The organism is Sodalis sp. (in: enterobacteria) (assembly GCF_051710625.1).
Lineage (GTDB): Bacteria > Pseudomonadota > Gammaproteobacteria > Enterobacterales > Enterobacteriaceae > JBPESN01.
In genome coordinates this window covers 34,864-50,977 of the sequence record NZ_JBPESN010000001.1, presented here as the reverse complement: position 1 = coordinate 50,977, position 16,114 = coordinate 34,864, and the positions used below count along the sequence as shown (strand labels likewise).

The following is a 16,114-nucleotide window of genomic DNA, read 5'->3' as shown; positions in this document are numbered from 1 at the left end:
ATATCCTTGAATTTTAAATAAACGACCTTATTTAATCTCCAGAGTAGCAATTTTGACCAATATGGGAGGAGTTATGCGTCCGGATCGTCTTACCAATAAATTCCAGCTTGCCCTCGCCGACGCCCAGTCCCTGGCTCTCGGGCGCGACAACCAATTTATCGAACCACTACACGTGATGGCGGCCCTGCTAAAGCAGGAGGGCGGTACCGTGCGTCCGCTGCTGCAATCCGCCGGGGTTAACGTGGTGCCGTTTATCAGCTCTGTGGAACAGGCCTGCGAGCGTTTGCCGCAGGTGGAAGGCACCGGCGGCGACGTTCAGCCTTCGCAAGATCTGGTGTGGGTGCTGAACCTGTGCGACAAGCTGGCGCAAAAACGCACCGACAGTTTTATCTCTTCCGAACTCTTCGTTCTCGCGTCGCTGGAGTCGCGCGGCATGTTGGCCGCGCTGCTGAAGTCGGCGGGCGCTACGACGGCATCCATCACCCAGGCCATTGAGCAGATGCACGGCGGCGAGCAGGTGGACGATCAGGGCGCGGAAGATCAGCGTATGGCGCTGAAAAAGTTCACCATCGACCTGACCGCGCGCGCCGAACAGGGCAAACTTGATCCCGTTATCGGGCGTGATGAAGAAATTCGCCGCACCATCCAGGTGCTCCAGCGGCGCACCAAAAATAATCCGGTCCTCATCGGTGAACCCGGAGTAGGTAAAACCGCCATTGTTGAAGGGCTGGCGCAGCGTATCGTCAACGGCGAAGTACCCGAAGGCCTTAAGAACAACCGGGTGTTATCGCTGGATATGGGCTCGCTTGTGGCGGGCGCGAAATATCGCGGTGAATTTGAAGAGCGACTGAAAGGCGTTTTAAGCGATCTGTCCAAGCAAGAGGGCAATGTCATCCTGTTTATCGATGAGTTGCATACCATGGTAGGCGCCGGCAAGGCCGATGGCGCGATGGACGCCGGTAACATGCTCAAACCTGCATTGGCGCGCGGCGAACTGCACTGCGTTGGCGCAACGACGCTTGATGAATATCGCAAATTTATCGAGAAGGACGCCGCGCTAGAACGGCGTTTCCAGAAGGTGTTTGTCGCCGAGCCGAACGTAGAGGATACCATCGCTATTCTGCGCGGCTTGAAAGAACGTTATGAGGTGCATCACCATGTGCAGATTACCGATCCGGCCATTGTTGCCGCCGCGACGCTGGCCCATCGCTATATTGCCGACAGGCAACTGCCTGACAAGGCTATTGATCTTATTGATGAAGCCGCATCCAGCATTCGTATGCAGATCGATTCCAAACCAGAAGAGCTTGACCGGCTGGATCGCCGGATCATCCAGTTGAAGCTGGAACAGCAGGCGCTGAAGAAGGAATCGGATGACGCCAGTCTCAAGCGATTGGCGATGCTTAATGACGAACTGGCGCAAAAAGAACGCGATTACTCCGAACTTGAAGAGGAATGGAAAGCGGAGAAAGCCTCTTTGTCGGGCACCCAGCATTTGAAGGCGGAATTGGAACAGGCAAAAATCTCGATCGAACAGGCGCGGCGCGTTGGAGACCTGGCGCGGATGTCCGAGCTGCAATACGGTAAAATTCCCGAGTTGGAAAAGCAACTGGCGGCGGCCTCGCAAGCTGAAGGCAAAAGTATGCGCTTACTGCGCAATCGCGTGACCGACATTGAGATTGCCGAAGTATTAGCCCGCTGGACGGGAATTCCGGTCTCGCGGATGCTGGAAAGCGAGCGGGCAAAGCTACTGCGTATGGAGCAGGATTTACATCAGCGGGTCATTGGGCAAAATAAAGCAGTGGAAGCGGTTTCCAATGCTATTCGCCGCAGCCGTGCCGGCTTGGCGGATCCTAACCGTCCCATCGGCTCCTTCATGTTCCTGGGACCTACCGGGGTAGGTAAAACGGAATCGGGTAAAGCGCTGGCCACGTTCTTGTTCGGTAGCGACGGTGCAATGGTGCGTATCGATATGTCTGAATTCATGGAAAAACATTCGGTGTCGCGGTTGGTTGGCGCCCCTCCCGGCTATGTCGGTTATGAAGAAGGGGGGTATCTGACCGAGGCGGTGCGCCGCCGTCCTTATTCAGTCATTTTGCTGGATGAGATCGAAAAGGCGCATCCTGACGTCTTCAATATCCTGCTGCAGGTATTGGATGACGGCCGACTGACCGACGGTCAGGGACGCACGGTGGATTTTCGCAATACCGTGGTCATCATGACCTCCAACCTGGGTTCGGATGTTATCCAGAAACGCTTTGGCCAGATGAACTATCCGGAAATGGAAGATATGGTGCTTGATGTGGTCAGCCACCATTTCCGGCCGGAGTTTATCAACCGTGTGGATGAAGTTGTCGTGTTCCATCCGCTGAGCCGGGAGCATATTACCGAGATTGCTCAGATCCAACTGCAGCGTCTTTATCAGCGCTTGGAAGAACGAGGTTACACCACGACTATCAGCGATGAGGCGTTGGCGCTGCTGGGCAAATCCGGCTTCAATCCCGTCTATGGCGCACGCCCGCTGAAACGCGCCATTCAGCAAGAGATCGAAAACCCGTTATCGCAGCAGATCCTGTCCGGTCAGCTATTGCCGGGCAAACCCATCAGACTGGATCTACAGGACGATCATATCGTCGCCAGCCAGTAAACCCGCGGCGGCGGGCCGGGACGATTACCCCGGCCCGCGCAGTTTGGGTATGGCATGTTGCCCCCCCTGTAACCGGTCTTCAGGGTAAAACCTGTCCCTGACACCTTCCCGCGTTAACTACCAACATCCTGTTACGGCTGCTGCAAATTTTACCAGTTAACACTTATTTTGCGTTTAGCGCTTGCCACCGGCTGGGAATGTAGTGGTCAACTAAAACTGGTCACCGCGTTAGCGTTTTTCCAGTATCTATTTTCTGATTCGTTTGGTGGCAACCCACCGTTATATTTATGCGGCCTGAGTGCGCTGTAATATCCCACGATATAGTCGGTAATTTTATGAGCTGCTTCGCTGAAGCTTATGTAGCCGGTTACCGGTATCCACTCGTTTTTCAGACTTCTGAAGAAGCGCTCCATCAGGCTGTTATCCCAACAGTTAGCCCGCCGACTCATGCTTTGTTTGATCCGGTAACGCCACAGCAACTGTCGGAACTGCCTGCTTGTATAGTGGCTACCCTGATCGCTGTGGAACATCACTCCGGCTGGTTTACCACGCGTTTCCCATGCTATTTCCAGTGCTTTGATGGTCAGTCTGCTGTCCGGGGAGAACGATATAGCCCAGCCCACCGCTTTCCTCGCGAACAGATACAGATCAAGAACAACCGCAAGGTATGCCCAGCGTTTCCCGGTTTAGATATACGCCACATCGTCGCACCATACCTGGATTGGCTCCGTTACAGCGAACTGGCGCTCAAGATAATTCGGGATCGCAACATGCTCCTGACCGCCACGCTTATACCCGTGCGTCGGCTGCTGACAACTGACCAGCTCTTTCATGAGCCTGCCTGCGAGCCCCAGCGCCCTATGCGGAAGCCTCTCTGGGTTGCCATGGTGGCGATACTTCTCGCGCCAGCGGCACCATGGCTGGTACTGTGCAGTTCATGAACCTGACTGCGCAATACTGTTCGCCTGCCGCCTGGCCTGTCAGGACGACTTTTCCAGTATTTGTAACTGCTGCGATGAACCCTGAACACGTGGCAGAGTGTGGCGACAGGATAATGCGCTCTAAGTTTCCCGATTAACGAGAACTGTTCAGGGAGTCTGACATCAAGAGCGTTGTAGCCTTTTTTAATATTTCGTTTTCTATTTCAATGCGTTGTACCTTCTTCGTGAGCTCACGTATTTCGATTTGTTCCGGGGTTATGGGAGAGGCTTTTGGCGTTTTCCCCTGTCGCTCATCACGCAGTTGTTTTATTCATTTCGCCATCGTAGAAAGGCTGACGCCCATGGCTTTTGCTGCTTGTGCGGCGGTGTAATTTTGGTCGACAACCGGTTGAGCGGATTCGCGTTTAAATTCAGGACTAAAATTTCTTCTTTTTATTGCGGCACCCGTCTTGTTCTGAGGTGAGAATGCCACCTCAGTTCAGGCGGCCAAATTCAGTCTGTTACTACAATCGTGGTGGGTGATGACGGGATCGAACCGCCGACCCCCTCCTTGTAAGGGAGGTGCTCTCCCAGCTGAGCTAATCACCCCCGCTGTGTGGGGTCGCATTATAGGGAACCGCCGAAATGAGTCAACGATTTTTCCCGTGAATTTGCGTGTTCGTATTAAATTTAGCCATCCCGGGCGGTTTTACCCCGGTCTGAGCAAAAAAACCTGCCGGATGTGGACAGGCGTTGAGGATTCGCCCTCAAGTGGTAGACTATTCCCCACTTTTTATTGTGGGGCGGAAACGCCATTCCGGCTGTTCGCCCTGCGTAATGAAGGCAATGTAGCTGATGAAAATTAAAACCCGTTTCGCGCCCAGTCCCACCGGCTATTTACATGTCGGTGGCGCGCGCACCGCGCTCTATTCGTGGCTGTTCGCCCGTCATCTGGGTGGGGAGTTTGTGCTGCGCATAGAAGACACCGATCTTGAGCGCTCAAAGCAGCAGGCGATTGACGCCATTATGGAGGGTATGAACTGGCTCAACCTGGACTGGGACGAAGGCCCCTATTTTCAGACTAGACGTTTCGACCGCTATAACGCGGTCATTGACGATATGCTGTCCAAGGGCACCGCCTATCACTGTTATTGCGCTAAAGAGCGGCTGGAAACGTTGCGCGAAGCGCAGATGGCCCGGGGCGAAAAACCGCGCTACGACGGCCGCTGCCGCGACAGCCATGAGCATCATGCCGATGATGAACCCTGCGTGGTGCGTTTTCGCAACCCGCAGGACGGCTCGGTGGTGTTTAATGACCTCATCCGTGGACCTATCGAATCTAGCAATCAGGAGCTGGATGATCTCATCATCCGCCGCACCGACGGGTCGCCGACCTACAATTTCTGCGTGGTGGTCGACGATTTTGATATGGCGATAACCCACGTTATCCGCGGGGAAGACCATATCAATAATACGCCGCGCCAAATCAATATCCTCAAGGCGCTGGGCGCGCCGGTGCCGGTTTATGCCCATGTCTCGATGATTCTGGGCGATGATGGCAAAAAACTCTCCAAACGCCATGGCGCGGTAGGGGTCATGCAATACCGCGATGACGGTTTTTTGCCGGAAGCGGTGCTGAACTATTTGGTGCGCCTGGGATGGTCCCACGGCGATCAGGAGATTTTCAGCGTCGACGAAATGAAACAGTTCTTCAGCCTTGAGGCGGTGAGCAAGTCCGCCAGCGCCTTCAACACCGAAAAGCTACTGTGGCTGAATCGTCATTATATTAATAACCTGCCGGCCGACTACGTCGCGACACATCTGGTCTGGCATATCGAGCAGCAGGGAATTGATACCCGCACCGGCCCGCGGCTGGCGGCGCTGGTGAAGCTGCTGGGCGAGCGCTGCAAGACGCTGAAAGAGATAGTAATCAGCTGCCGCTACTTCTACGAGGATTTCAGCGAATTCGATGCCGACGCGGCCAAGAAGCATTTGCGCCCGATGGCGGTCTCGGCGCTGAAGGCGGTACGCGCCAATCTGGCGGCGCTCAGTGAATGGACGCCGGCCACAGTACATGCGGCTATTGAGCAAACGGCCGAGGCGCTACAGGTCGGCATGGGTAAAGTCGGTATGCCGCTGCGCGTTGCGGTTACTGGCGCCGGCCAGTCTCCCGGCCTTGACGTCACCGTGCATGCCATAGGCCAGTCGCGCTGTTTAGCGCGCATCGTTAAGGCGTTGGACTTTATCGCCCGTCGGGCGCAGGAAAGCGCGGGTCAGCACTGATTTGCCGACTTTTTCAGCGTTTAACCCGTTTGGTGAATTTAGCCGTTGACAGAGTTTGTTGGAATTCATATCATTCGCCTCGTCCACCAGAGGCGGCATCCGTAGTACGGGGCTATAGCTCAGTTGGGAGAGCGCTTGCATGGCATGCAAGAGGTCAGCGGTTCGATCCCGCTTAGCTCCACCAATAAAAAAACTGTAGTGATCAACTAAAACTGATCACCGCGTCCGCGTTTTTCCAGTATCTATTTTCTGATTCGTTTGGTGGCGATCCACCGTTATATTCATGCGGCCTGGGTGCGCTGTAATATCCCACGATATAGCCGATAATTTTATGAGCTGCTTCGCTAAAGCTTATGTAGCCCGTTACCGGTATCCACTCGTTTTTCAGACTTCTGAAAAAGCGCTCCATCGGACCATTATCCCAACAGTCACCCCGGCAACTCATGCTTTGTTTGATCCGGTACACCACAGCAACTGTCGGAACTGCCCGCTCGTATAGCGGCTACCCTGATCGCTGTGGAACATCACTCCGGGCTGGTTTACCGCGCGTTTCCCATGCCATTTCCAGTGCTTTGATGGTCAGTCTGCTGTCCGGGGAGAACAACATAGCCCAGTCCACCGGTTTCCTCGCGAACAGATCAAGAACAACCGCAAGGTATGCCCAGCGTTTCCCGGTCTAGATATACGTCACATCGCCGCACCATACCTGGTTTGGCTCCGTTACAGCGAACTGGCGCTCAAGATAATTCGGGATCGCAACATGCTGCTGACCGCCACGCTTATACCTGTGCCTGTGCATCGGCTGCTGACAACTGACCAGCCCCAGCTCTTTCATGAGCCTGCCTGCGAGCCAGCGCCCCATGCGGAAGCCTCTCTGGGTTGCCATGGTGGCGATACTTCTCGCGCCAGCGGCATCATGGCTGATACTGTGCAGTTCATGAACCTGACTGCGCAATACTGTTCGCCTGCCGTCTGGCCTGTCAGGACGACTTTTCCAGTATTTGTAACTGCTGCGATGAACCCTGAACACGTGGCAGAGTGTGGCCACAAGATAATGCACTCTGAGTTTCCCGATTAACGAGAACTGTTCAGGGAGTCTGACATCAAGAGCGCTGTAGCCTTTTTTAATATTTCGTTTCCCATTTCAATGCGTTGTACCTTCTTCTTAAGCTCACGTATTTCGATTTATTTCGGGGTTATGGGAGAGGCTTTTGGCGTTTTCCCCTGTCGCTCATCACGCAGTTGTTTTACCCATTTCGTCATCGTAGAAAAACTGACGTCCATGGCTTTTGCTGCTGGCGCGGCAGTGTAATTTTAGTCGACAACCGGTTGAGCGGATTCGCGTTTGAATTCAGGACTAAAATTTCTTCTTTTCATTGGTGCACCAGTGTTGTTCTGAGGTGAGCATATCACCTCTGTTCAAGGTGGCCAAATTCAGTATGCCACTACAATTGACGAAATAATCTCTTTCATTTAGGGTGTCTCCCCGTCATTATCCATATTCTGAGTCTGTGCCGGTGATTCGGCCACGTCCAGCGCTGAGCGCATTACGCTTTTCAGTACCTCAATCTCTGCCTGCTGCGCTTTCACTTTCGCGGACAGGTTTTTTATTGCTTCAATCAGCAACGCAGTGATACTACCGTAGGCGACGGCTTTTACATTCTTGACAGCCGTGCCATCACTCTCGTGGTAGTCCCCCGAATTACCTACTGCCTCAGGCAGGACCTTTTCCAGCTCATCGGTTATCACACCCGCCTGACGATGTTCGGCAAGGACATACGTGTAGCCCGTCAGCGTTTCGACTTTTGCAAGGCCATTTTCTATTTTCGCAATATCGCTTTTTATCCGCCGGTCCGAGTTATTTTGCCAGTGCCCCTGCATGGCATAAGCGCTACCGTCATACTCAAAAACGAACCACTTAATGTTACCGCCACCGCGATTAATAATAAGGCGATGTTCATAATGACTGCTCACCACATCGGCACCGTAAAATTCCGTGCTCATGGGATTGCCTGGATAAGGGTAATAGCGGCATTCACCTGAACGTGTATCGTTGCCGCTTTGCCCCGGCCATAAAAATGCGGAATATCCGTGAGATAGCCGCCACCGGATAGCGAGACGGCTTTGCCAACGGTTGCTCCGCCACTGGCGGTCAGTTTTCCACCCACTTCAAGGTCTTGTACCCAATGCAAGCGCTGGGTATTCCATTCGCCGGTTTTGACGTTGTTGGCGTACAGCGCCACGCTGCCTTTGCCATTGGCAATCAGCCCTGAATCGCTGTCGCCGACATTGACCGAATGGGTGATCTGCAGACTGCCGTTAACCGTGCCACCGGCACGTTTGTCCAGTGCGTTTTGTGCCTGTTCAACGGTATTTTTTAACCCCAGATTGGCCACGAACGCCGCTTTATCCAAGATATCCGCGCCGTTGTTTTTCCTGAGCAGGCTGCGTTTTTCATTCTCCTGCCGGGCTTGCGCAATCAACCCCTTGATGGCCTCGGCCAGCTGGTTATGTTACGCCGGGTTGGGCTGCATTCCGGCGGCCGCCAGAATATTTTTCTGCTCGGTCTGGGTATCGATGACCGCCCCCTGCATGGCGTTCAGTTCCCGGGCGTAGACCACGGTCCCCTTGACGCCGCCGGCCGGGTCGCCGTCATGAAACAGCCCGTCCTCGCTGTCAATCGGCGCGATAATATCCTTCATGGGCGCGTTTTCTCCCTGTAGTTAAACACCACCTGGGTGTGCGCGGGTTTCAGGTCCTTAAACAGCCCTTCAATCAGGTTCTGCCCAAAGGTCAGCAGCTTTTCCCCGGCCACCGAGCTACCGGGGCGGAAGCGGTAGACCGGCACCTGTGCGTTATCAATATTGACTATCCACAGCCAGATAATCTCCGGCACCCAGATACGCTCGCCGGCCCGGCCAATGCCGTCGCGGAACGGCTCCGGCTCGTCGATGGTGACGCGGTAACCCAGCGATTTGGCCAAGCTGATAAAGTATTGCCGGCTCAAGCCACCAGTGGCGTTAATCTTGGCCAGTACCTGCTGGCGACACTGCTGTAGCGTCGTACTGCTGTCGGAGGAAATTCCCAACATCCGCTCCCAGTCGACCAGCAGCCCGACTGCCAGAAAGGGCGTGATACCCGTCAGACACTTCGCCGGCGCGGATTTCCAGCTGTGCCAGGCTTTTCCCCTCGGCCTGCAGTTCGACACCGAGTCGCTTACCGGGTCAGCGCATAGCTTTTCGGTGGCAGCAGGGCACTGAGCAGCTGCGCGTAATCGCGGCTGTTCATGGCATTTTCTCCACTGTGATGGTGCCTGCGTGTATTCACTGCACGGTCTGCTTGTTCACCACCGGCACTACATTGGCGCTGGGGGCAAGCAACTGGTAGTCCACCACGCCGACCACATCGGATATCAGCGCCCCCAGCTGGGTTCTGACCGCCACCTCACCGGGGGTCACAGGCGGTTAACATAGTCACTGAGCGCGGTCGTAATCTGTTTGCGCGCGGCCTCCAGCGTCAGATTGCTCAGGCTAACCTGGGCCGTGATACCGGCTTTCACCACCTCGGGGCCAGTACCAGACAGTTTTTCGCGGTGATCGGGCGCATCTCGTCAAGGTAGCGCTGCACCGCCTTAAGCGTCTCCGGCGACGGCAGGTCGTTATGGGTGACTATCACCACATCCACCGTACCGTAGCCCCGGCGCAGCGGGTAGCCATGGGCTTCGGTGACGCCGGGCAGGGACACCGCCCAGCGATGGTAATCGTATTGATTGCCGCCCGCCGGCGGGCGGCGTATCACTTCCAGCAGGCGTGCCAGCAGGGCGGCGTTATTGATTTACCGTTGACCTTGGGTAGCGCGCTGTGCTCGTGGCTGTGGTTATAAGCGCTGCACCTCCTCCTCGATAGCGGCTATCAGCTGCCGCCAGCTGGGCAATATCGCCAGCGTCTTTTGCTGCGTGGCGTTCAGCTCCTTCCCCTGACGTAAGGCATTCGACAGACTCAGCAGTTTTTGCCCCTGCACCCGCGCCCCATTGGGGTCAGTGCTTAGTCCGTTATAGGTCTGAAAGCGCAGGGCCAGCCTGCGTGGCAGCACGCCGTTCAACCGCTCGATAATGCCCCGCGCCTGCGGGTTACTGGGGATACCGGTAATATGCTCAATACCCAGCCGGGGAAAATCTCGGTGATATCCTCATCTAGCATCTTGTTGGTCTCACCGCCGCCGTTATCGGAGTAGGCAAACAGCGGCTTGCCGTGGTGCTGGATGCCATAACGCCACGCATCCGCTACTGCGATAGCGTTTTCTGCCAGTGACAGGCGCCAGCCCACGAGATAGCGGGTACGCCCGTCGAGCACCAAAGTCAGCTCCGGGGTAAAAGGTTGCCCGTGTATCGGATGCGCCACTTTCATGTTTAGCGACTTGCCGTCGGCTATCCAGCAGCCATTTACCAGCATCTGCGCCCAATCCTGCTGCTGATACACCTGATACGCCTTAAGCGCCGAGCCGGTGACCCGGCCCTTGACCCTTCGGTTGGGCGCAACACGCTTGACCATGCTATTGACCTTGTCGTAGGTCGGCGGAGCCGCCAGCCTGGCAGGCTGGTCATGGTATTTACTCTGCCAGTCCGCCTGAAATGCGCGGTAGGCTTCCAGCACCGTCGGGCCACAGGGTCGGGCATAATGCGGCCAGAACAGGGTGTAGAACCACGTCATGTCCTCGGGGCGCTGCTTCTTCAGCTTCCCGGGAGCAGCCAGTATCGCCAGACGCTCCTGGGGCCGCTCAGCGCTGAGATAGAGACTCACCCATTCCTGTAGGCTGCTTTTGCCCACCCCTTGCCGGGGGTGCGGCCCTTTTTGGCGTTAGCCAGCGTGGCGGCGCGCTGCAGGGCCTCGGGCAATGTGCCGGCCTTTGACTCATCGACGATAAAGGTCACCGCCGCAATGCGGGTCATGCCGTCCTGCTGTAACCGGGCCACTTCCTGTGCCAGCATCATGTGCGCATCGGCAATCTGCTTCTGCTGATCGTTCAGAGCCTGCACCTTGCGCTCGAGCAGGGCCGGACATTGACGCATGATCGCCAGCTCATCGCGCGGCTTGATGGCGGTACTGTGCTTGACTGACTCATCAACCGGCTGGGCCGCTGATTTCGCAATCAGGGATTTATAGTGCCGTTGTTTGATGATCTCGCGTGTTTGTTCCGGCAAACAATCGATGTGGTACTCGAAAGCCTTGGTGCCTGAACACTTACGGACTAAATCGGGTGAATTTGCAGTCCACTTATTCAATGACCAGCGAAGTCCCTGCAAGGTGCCAGGCAATCTAGGTAAATCGGCTAACTCACTCACCGTAACAAACATAATTACGACACCTTGCTCGTATAACGACTCGGCCAAATGCTGGCCGGATCCACATTGAGTGCATTAGCGATAATGCGTTCACCTTTGGGATAAGGACGATACAGCGCGTTTTTTAACGTGCTGGACGCCAGCCCCGAGCCGCGGGAGAGATCTTGCATGGTGATCCCCTTCTTGTGCAGGGAGGCCAGGATATCAATCCGGTACCAGTCACGATGATTAACTTCATTTCTATCTATCATTCGATTACCCTAAAAAGTTAATTATGCGGGTAAGTCATGGGGCTTACCCATACAGCAATGACATCTCAAACTTAAGACAAGTAAAGTAAATAATGAATTTTCTTTTCTGATCGCCCCATATGAGAAATATTTTTATATTTTATTAACTATAATCAATAAGTTATAGAGAAATGAAAAAAAATAAAACAAGTAATTTTGCTTTTGGTATGGATGGAAAAGAAAATTTTGTCGCACGCCTTAAACAACTTACAGGCAATAAAAGTGCCAGAGCTGCTGCAACTAAATGGGGGTTATCCTTCTCAAGATTGCACAACTATTTAACTAGAGGTACAGAACCATCTTTTACAGTGGTGCAAGGCATTGCATATAAGGAACACGTCAGCCTGGACTGGCTTGCATTTGGTTCATCATGCACTCAAAACGAAGTGGCCTCAACTAGCGAGATTTAGTCGATTAACGAGGAAAGCCTAATGGAGGATCCTTTAGAAGCTACTTGGCATATGATTTATAGGTCTCTGAATAAAAAAGATTTAAAGGCATTAATAAGCCTGCTTTTGCAAGAAGGGGCAAAGGGTGTATTGGCGTTATCAGGAGGTAAAGATGACTTAGATAGCCTGTTATTCCAACTTCAAAAAGAAGGAAAAGAACGTCTGATAGCCCTACACGAAGCTAAAAAGGGGGCGGTATCTGAAGAGTGTGCAGTAAAAGATGTGGCAAGCTTAAACTGTAAGAAAAGTGGAGCGGCCTAAATAAAGATTAGGCCATTATCTATCTCATTTCATTATTTTTATGGTTTACTAATATTTTTAGCCTAAGTTACATATATCTAATGGATGCCCAAAAGGCGTTTAAACTACCTTTAAATCTGCTCAAACTACAGTCATTCGAGTCTAGAATTTAGTGCAAAAAAAATCACTTTTTGTCCATTTTTTTGCGACGAGTCCAGAATCTGTAAAATCTCTGTAAGCCGCGCTATTAAAGAGCTTTCGGCTAATCCATCGTTTAACTTAAGAGTCCAGAAATGATTGCCACCCCACAGGGATGTCGATTCTTGAGGCAGACTTTGCGGCTGCATCGCCGGGGTGCTGGGCAAGGTTGTTCTCCGACTATCTGCTTAATTGGGGCTACTCCCTGTCGGTGGCGCGTAAAACGCCGATTATCGTCGAGATGCTGTTATGCACCAGCATGGTCATCTGTAACTACACCACCTCCGGTGTGGTGGTGGTGGCGGCAATGAGTCTGGCGTTCTTCAGCAAAGGCGTCGGCGCTTTAGGCTGGACGGTGAACGCCGACAGCGCACCAAAACAGATTGTCGGTCTTAGCGGCGGCGTGTTGAATCTGGTGACGCAAATCGGCGCGATTACCACCCCCATCGTGATTGGATACATCTTGCAGCGCACCGGCTCCTTTGACGGAGCGCTGATTTATGTCGCTGCCAACGGCTTGATGGTCATCGTTAGTTATCTGTTCATTGTCGGCAAGATCCAACGGCTCGAACTTAAACCTCTCGCGGCCTGAGAACAGGGGGACGCGCCCTCATCGGCGCGTTTTTTAATGGCGCGTCCCTTGGCGGCGCATCTATCGCCTCCGGCCTTGGCCGAATAGGATCCAGCGCAATACGCTCAGGCTTTCGCTGCCGCGGGTGGTGACCGACGGCGGCAAGCCCGACAACGCCTGCGCTGCCCGGTTCGCCGCACGCCGGGCAAGATCAGTCCCCCTGCGCCGGCATAACGGGCCGCCCCGCCGCCTCAGACATTATCGTCCAGTTGCAGCGCCACATACAGCAGCAGACGATCATCAAAGTTGGCCAGATCCAGGCCGGTCATTTCGGAAATGCGGTTCAAACGGTATTCCAGGGTGTTGCGGTGAATAAACAGCGCACGCGAGGTGGGCGTCGGCTGCACATATGGCGAAACCAGGCGATAAGGGGACGCCGCAGCAGGCCGTTACTGTCCATCGCTTTGAGTTTTACCAGTGGCCGCACCAGTTCATTGGCTTGCCATCCGCCGCGTAAGCTGTCCAACAGTACCGGCAGCATCAAATCGGGATAAAAGTAGCGCCGCTCATCACTGTTCAGCGCTTGCCTACCCCCATGGTTGTACAGGCGGGACGCCAGGAACGGGCAATGCCGCCGGGTCCGGTAAAGAAGTTCCCCAACGCGATACCTACCTGCAGGCAGCTGCTTTCTGTCATGCGCGAAAACAGACTGTCCACCCGGCGCCGGTGCTTCTCGGCATCCCAGCTGCCATGGCTGTTAAGCGCCGGCTTCAATACCACCCATTTCGGTCAGGGAGACAATAGCGATAAGATTGTCCCGCTCCGGCGTGGTCAAAAGGATTTGCAATTGCTGCAGTTTGGCCATGGTGCTATCAACGCCGAACTGCCCGCTGTCCACCTCCACCACCGTCGCCACGCGCGGCTGATGAATATCGATCTTCAGGCGCTGCGCCCATTCGGTGAGCGCCGGCGTCACCTCTTCGGCGCGGATAAGATTCAGCACCAGTTCCTCGCGCAGCCGGCTGTCCTGCGCCAGCATATGCAGCAATCGCGCCTGCTCCAGCATCATCTCGGTGGTCATGCACACCAGTTCGTTATATTGACGCAGCTGGCCGGGATTACCGGTTAACCCGATAACGCCGACGATATTACCGTCGATTTTCAGCGGCAGATTGATGCCGAAGCGCACGCCATGGAGGTGCTTGGCCACACCATCGTCAAATATCCACCACCTGCGCCTGGGACAGCGCCAGCAGCGCCCCTTCATGCAGCTCGCCGATACGCTCTCGATCGCCGCTGCCGATAATCCGGCCGCGGGCGTCCATCACGTTAATGTTACTGTCGATAATCTGCATGGTTCTTACTACGATTTCCTGCGCCAGCCTGGCATCAAGATGATAGGTTGCCATCGCCGTCCTCACCGCTGATTGCACAATCCTTGCAGCATACTCAACGTGACGCCATCAAACATTGTGCAGATGCACAAAGTCAGCGGCGGCGCATGCAAGTTGTGGTTAACATCATGTTTTTTGACGGAAAAAAACCGGACGGCCAGCGCGCCGTCCGGTTTTAATTAAAGCAGCGATGTATTGACAGCGATGTATTGACAGCGATCTATTACGCCAATAAATACAGCGAGGTATCGCCGAAGCGAATCTTCAGCGCCAGTACGTTAAATTTGGTGTCGAGGATTTTGCGCAGCTCACCGATATTTTCCACCGGCTGCTGATTCACACCCAAAATGACATCCCCTTTCTCCAGCCCGACCCGCTCGGCGGTGCTGCCGGCTGTCACGTTATCGACCCGCACGTTTTTCTGACCGTCAAGCTCGGTATTACTGAGCTCCGCTCCCTCAATACCGGTAAAAATCATTCCGGAGTCGACCTGAGACTGCGTACTTTGCTCAAGGGTAATATCGACCGTCACCGGTTTACCGTCACGCAGCAGGCCAAGGGTCATTTTGGTGCCCACCGGCTGCGAGCTAATATCTGCCCGGAACGAGGCGAAGCTGTTCAGCGCCTTGCCGTTCATGGTCACGATGACATCTCCCGCCTTGACGGCGGCTTTCTCCGCAGCGGATTTCGGCATCACCTGACTGACGAACTCGCTGCGCCGGGCGTCGATTTTCATCGCTTTGGCCAGCTCTGGCGTTAACTCGGTGCCGAGGATGCCGGTTTCGCCGCGTTTAACCTGGCCGAATTCAAGAATCTGTTTGGTCAGATTTTTCACCATATTGCTCGGTATGGCAAAGCCGATACTGATTTTGCCGCCGTCCGGCGGCAAAATGGTAGTGTTAATGCCGATAAGCTCGCCGTTAAGATTAACCAGCGCGCCGCCGGAATTGCCGCGGTTAATTGCGGCATTGATCTGAATAAAGTTTTCATAATTTTCAATATTCAGTCCGCTGCGTCCCAGCGCCGACACAATCCCAGACGTTGCCGTTTCCCCCAGGCCGTAGGGATTGCCGATGGCCACGGTATAATCCCCAACGCGCAGCTGATCGGAGTCCGCCATTTTGATAGCGGTCAGATTTTTAAAATCGATCAGTTGCACCAGTGCAATATCAGAACGCGGATCCTTACCGATAAGCTTGGCGTCGAATTTGCGACCATCGTTAAGCTGTACCTGTATTTTGGAAGCGTCATTGACCACATGATTGTTGCTCACCACATAGCCTTTCGCGGCATCGATAATGACCCGGCACCCAGCGCCTGGAATTTTTCCTGGGCCGGCGCGCTGCAGCCCTCCCCTCCGTCATCGCTTCTCTCATCGCTGCCGCCCTGGCACAAAAGCGAGTTTTGGCCGAAGAATTGTTTTGACTGATCGGGCATTTGCCGCGACGTGACCGGCGTGCTGCTCTCGACGCTGATACTCACCACTGAGGGCATGACCTTTTCCAGCATCGGCGCCAGGCTGGGTAACTGCTGATTGGTCGAGGCGGTTTCTGCCACAAAGACAGAGACAAGACTCAGCGCCCTGCCCAAATTCAGAGCAAGCGCCGTCAGGGCCAACGTGGATTTTTTCATCTGTGATTGTCTCGACTAAAATTAAGGGGCCATGATGCAGAATGTGTTGCATTTCTCCATGAGAGTAATGAAATAACCTGTAGTTCAGCGCAAAGAAAACGGCAAAGGTAAATAAATATTGATCCGCTTTACAAGTGACCACCGTTACC

At 54.3% G+C, this 16,114-nt stretch carries 14 protein-coding genes, 2 tRNA genes and 4 pseudogenes; 6 read left to right on the top strand and 14 right to left on the bottom strand.

Annotated elements, in window-relative coordinates:
- Positions 1–73 precede the first annotated feature (73 nt).
- On the top strand, positions 74–2,647 hold the full coding sequence (gene clpB, locus ACTBDU_RS00390) for an ATP-dependent chaperone ClpB (RefSeq protein ID WP_438805146.1): 2,574 nt from the start codon (positions 74–76) through the stop codon (positions 2,645–2,647).
- A gap of 206 nt (positions 2,648–2,853) precedes the next feature.
- Here the strand turns inward: clpB and ACTBDU_RS00385 are convergent.
- A pseudogene (locus tag ACTBDU_RS00385) lies at positions 2,854–4,024 on the bottom strand (IS3 family transposase).
- A 76-nt stretch (positions 4,025–4,100) separates the two neighbouring features.
- Positions 4,101–4,176, bottom strand: a tRNA-Val gene (locus tag ACTBDU_RS00380).
- Between the two features lie 246 nt (positions 4,177–4,422).
- Here ACTBDU_RS00380 and gltX point away from each other — a divergent pair.
- Positions 4,423–5,850, top strand: coding sequence for a glutamate--tRNA ligase (gene gltX / locus ACTBDU_RS00375; RefSeq protein ID WP_438805145.1), 1,428 nt, complete (start codon positions 4,423–4,425; stop codon positions 5,848–5,850).
- Positions 5,851–5,958: 108 nt separating this feature from the next.
- A tRNA-Ala gene (locus ACTBDU_RS00370) sits at positions 5,959–6,034 on the top strand.
- 18 nt (positions 6,035–6,052) lie between these two features.
- Here the strand turns inward: ACTBDU_RS00370 and ACTBDU_RS00365 are convergent.
- The 10 genes and pseudogenes from ACTBDU_RS00365 to ACTBDU_RS00320 all read right to left on the bottom strand — a co-directional run bounded on the left by ACTBDU_RS00365 (position 6,053) and on the right by ACTBDU_RS00320 (position 11,442).
- A pseudogene (locus ACTBDU_RS00365) lies at positions 6,053–7,227 on the bottom strand (IS3 family transposase).
- 96 nt (positions 7,228–7,323) lie between these two features.
- A complete protein-coding gene (locus ACTBDU_RS00360) occupies positions 7,324–7,854 on the bottom strand; it encodes a tail fiber domain-containing protein (protein WP_438805144.1) in 531 nt (176 codons plus the stop codon).
- Complete coding sequence (locus tag ACTBDU_RS00355) at positions 7,851–8,333, bottom strand: hypothetical protein (protein ID WP_438805143.1); 483 nt, start codon at positions 8,331–8,333, stop codon at positions 7,851–7,853. Before ACTBDU_RS00355 ends, ACTBDU_RS00360 begins: the two co-directional genes overlap by 4 nt.
- Before the next feature lie 30 nt (positions 8,334–8,363).
- Positions 8,364–8,552: a hypothetical protein gene (locus ACTBDU_RS00350; RefSeq protein WP_438805142.1), complete on the bottom strand. Its 189-nt coding sequence runs from the start codon at positions 8,550–8,552 to the stop codon at positions 8,364–8,366.
- Positions 8,549–9,058: a YmfQ family protein gene (locus ACTBDU_RS00345; RefSeq protein WP_438805141.1), complete on the bottom strand. Its 510-nt coding sequence runs from the start codon at positions 9,056–9,058 to the stop codon at positions 8,549–8,551. Before ACTBDU_RS00345 ends, ACTBDU_RS00350 begins: the two co-directional genes overlap by 4 nt.
- A 347-nt stretch (positions 9,059–9,405) precedes the next feature.
- Complete coding sequence (locus ACTBDU_RS00340) at positions 9,406–9,666, bottom strand: baseplate J/gp47 family protein (protein ID WP_438805213.1); 261 nt, start codon at positions 9,664–9,666, stop codon at positions 9,406–9,408.
- 60 nt (positions 9,667–9,726) lie between these two features.
- On the bottom strand, positions 9,727–9,942 hold the full coding sequence (locus tag ACTBDU_RS00335) for a hypothetical protein (RefSeq protein ID WP_438805140.1): 216 nt from the start codon (positions 9,940–9,942) through the stop codon (positions 9,727–9,729).
- A 5-nt stretch (positions 9,943–9,947) separates the two neighbouring features.
- Positions 9,948–10,676, bottom strand: a complete 729-nt coding sequence (locus tag ACTBDU_RS00330) for a hypothetical protein (protein ID WP_438805139.1) — start codon at positions 10,674–10,676, stop codon at positions 9,948–9,950.
- Positions 10,646–11,203 (bottom strand): DNA-binding protein, encoded by a 558-nt coding sequence (locus tag ACTBDU_RS00325; RefSeq protein ID WP_438805138.1) that lies wholly within the window; start codon positions 11,201–11,203, stop codon positions 10,646–10,648. Before ACTBDU_RS00325 ends, ACTBDU_RS00330 begins: the two co-directional genes overlap by 31 nt.
- 2 nt (positions 11,204–11,205) lie before the next feature.
- On the bottom strand, positions 11,206–11,442 hold the full coding sequence (locus tag ACTBDU_RS00320) for a helix-turn-helix domain-containing protein (RefSeq protein WP_438805137.1): 237 nt from the start codon (positions 11,440–11,442) through the stop codon (positions 11,206–11,208).
- Between the two features lie 170 nt (positions 11,443–11,612).
- On the opposite strand from ACTBDU_RS00320, the gene ACTBDU_RS00315 reads away from it, so the two are divergent.
- The 3 genes from ACTBDU_RS00315 to ACTBDU_RS00305 all read left to right on the top strand — a co-directional run bounded on the left by ACTBDU_RS00315 (position 11,613) and on the right by ACTBDU_RS00305 (position 12,960).
- Entirely contained in the window at positions 11,613–11,891 is a 279-nt protein-coding gene (locus tag ACTBDU_RS00315) for a helix-turn-helix domain-containing protein (RefSeq protein ID WP_438805136.1), read from the top strand.
- Between the two features lie 21 nt (positions 11,892–11,912).
- Entirely contained in the window at positions 11,913–12,191 is a 279-nt protein-coding gene (locus ACTBDU_RS00310; protein ID WP_438805135.1) for a hypothetical protein, read from the top strand.
- Between the two features lie 292 nt (positions 12,192–12,483).
- On the top strand, positions 12,484–12,960 hold the full coding sequence (locus tag ACTBDU_RS00305; protein ID WP_438805134.1) for a hypothetical protein: 477 nt from the start codon (positions 12,484–12,486) through the stop codon (positions 12,958–12,960).
- A gap of 230 nt (positions 12,961–13,190) precedes the next feature.
- Here ACTBDU_RS00305 and ACTBDU_RS00300 read toward each other — a convergent pair.
- Positions 13,191–14,348, bottom strand: a pseudogene (locus tag ACTBDU_RS00300) (CdaR family transcriptional regulator).
- Positions 14,349–14,556: 208 nt separating this feature from the next.
- Positions 14,557–15,965, bottom strand: a pseudogene (degP, locus tag ACTBDU_RS00295) (serine endoprotease DegP).
- Positions 15,966–16,114 lie beyond the last annotated feature (149 nt).

Bases quoted from the DNA above. Each gene is read 5' to 3' on its own strand.
- clpB (WP_438805146.1), top strand. From the start codon at position 74: ATGCGTCCGGATCGTCTTACCAATAAATTCCAGCTTGCCCTCGCCGAC.
- gltX (WP_438805145.1), top strand. From the start codon at position 4,423: ATGAAAATTAAAACCCGTTTCGCGCCCAGTCCCACCGGCTATTTACAT.
- ACTBDU_RS00360 (WP_438805144.1), bottom strand. From the start codon at position 7,854: ATGAGCACGGAATTTTACGGTGCCGATGTGGTGAGCAGTCATTATGAA.
- ACTBDU_RS00350 (WP_438805142.1), bottom strand. From the start codon at position 8,552: ATGAAGGATATTATCGCGCCGATTGACAGCGAGGACGGGCTGTTTCAT.
- ACTBDU_RS00325 (WP_438805138.1), bottom strand. From the start codon at position 11,203: ATGTTTGTTACGGTGAGTGAGTTAGCCGATTTACCTAGATTGCCTGGC.
- ACTBDU_RS00320 (WP_438805137.1), bottom strand. From the start codon at position 11,442: ATGATAGATAGAAATGAAGTTAATCATCGTGACTGGTACCGGATTGAT.
- ACTBDU_RS00315 (WP_438805136.1), top strand. From the start codon at position 11,613: ATGAAAAAAAATAAAACAAGTAATTTTGCTTTTGGTATGGATGGAAAA.
- ACTBDU_RS00310 (WP_438805135.1), top strand. From the start codon at position 11,913: ATGGAGGATCCTTTAGAAGCTACTTGGCATATGATTTATAGGTCTCTG.
- ACTBDU_RS00305 (WP_438805134.1), top strand. From the start codon at position 12,484: ATGTCGATTCTTGAGGCAGACTTTGCGGCTGCATCGCCGGGGTGCTGG.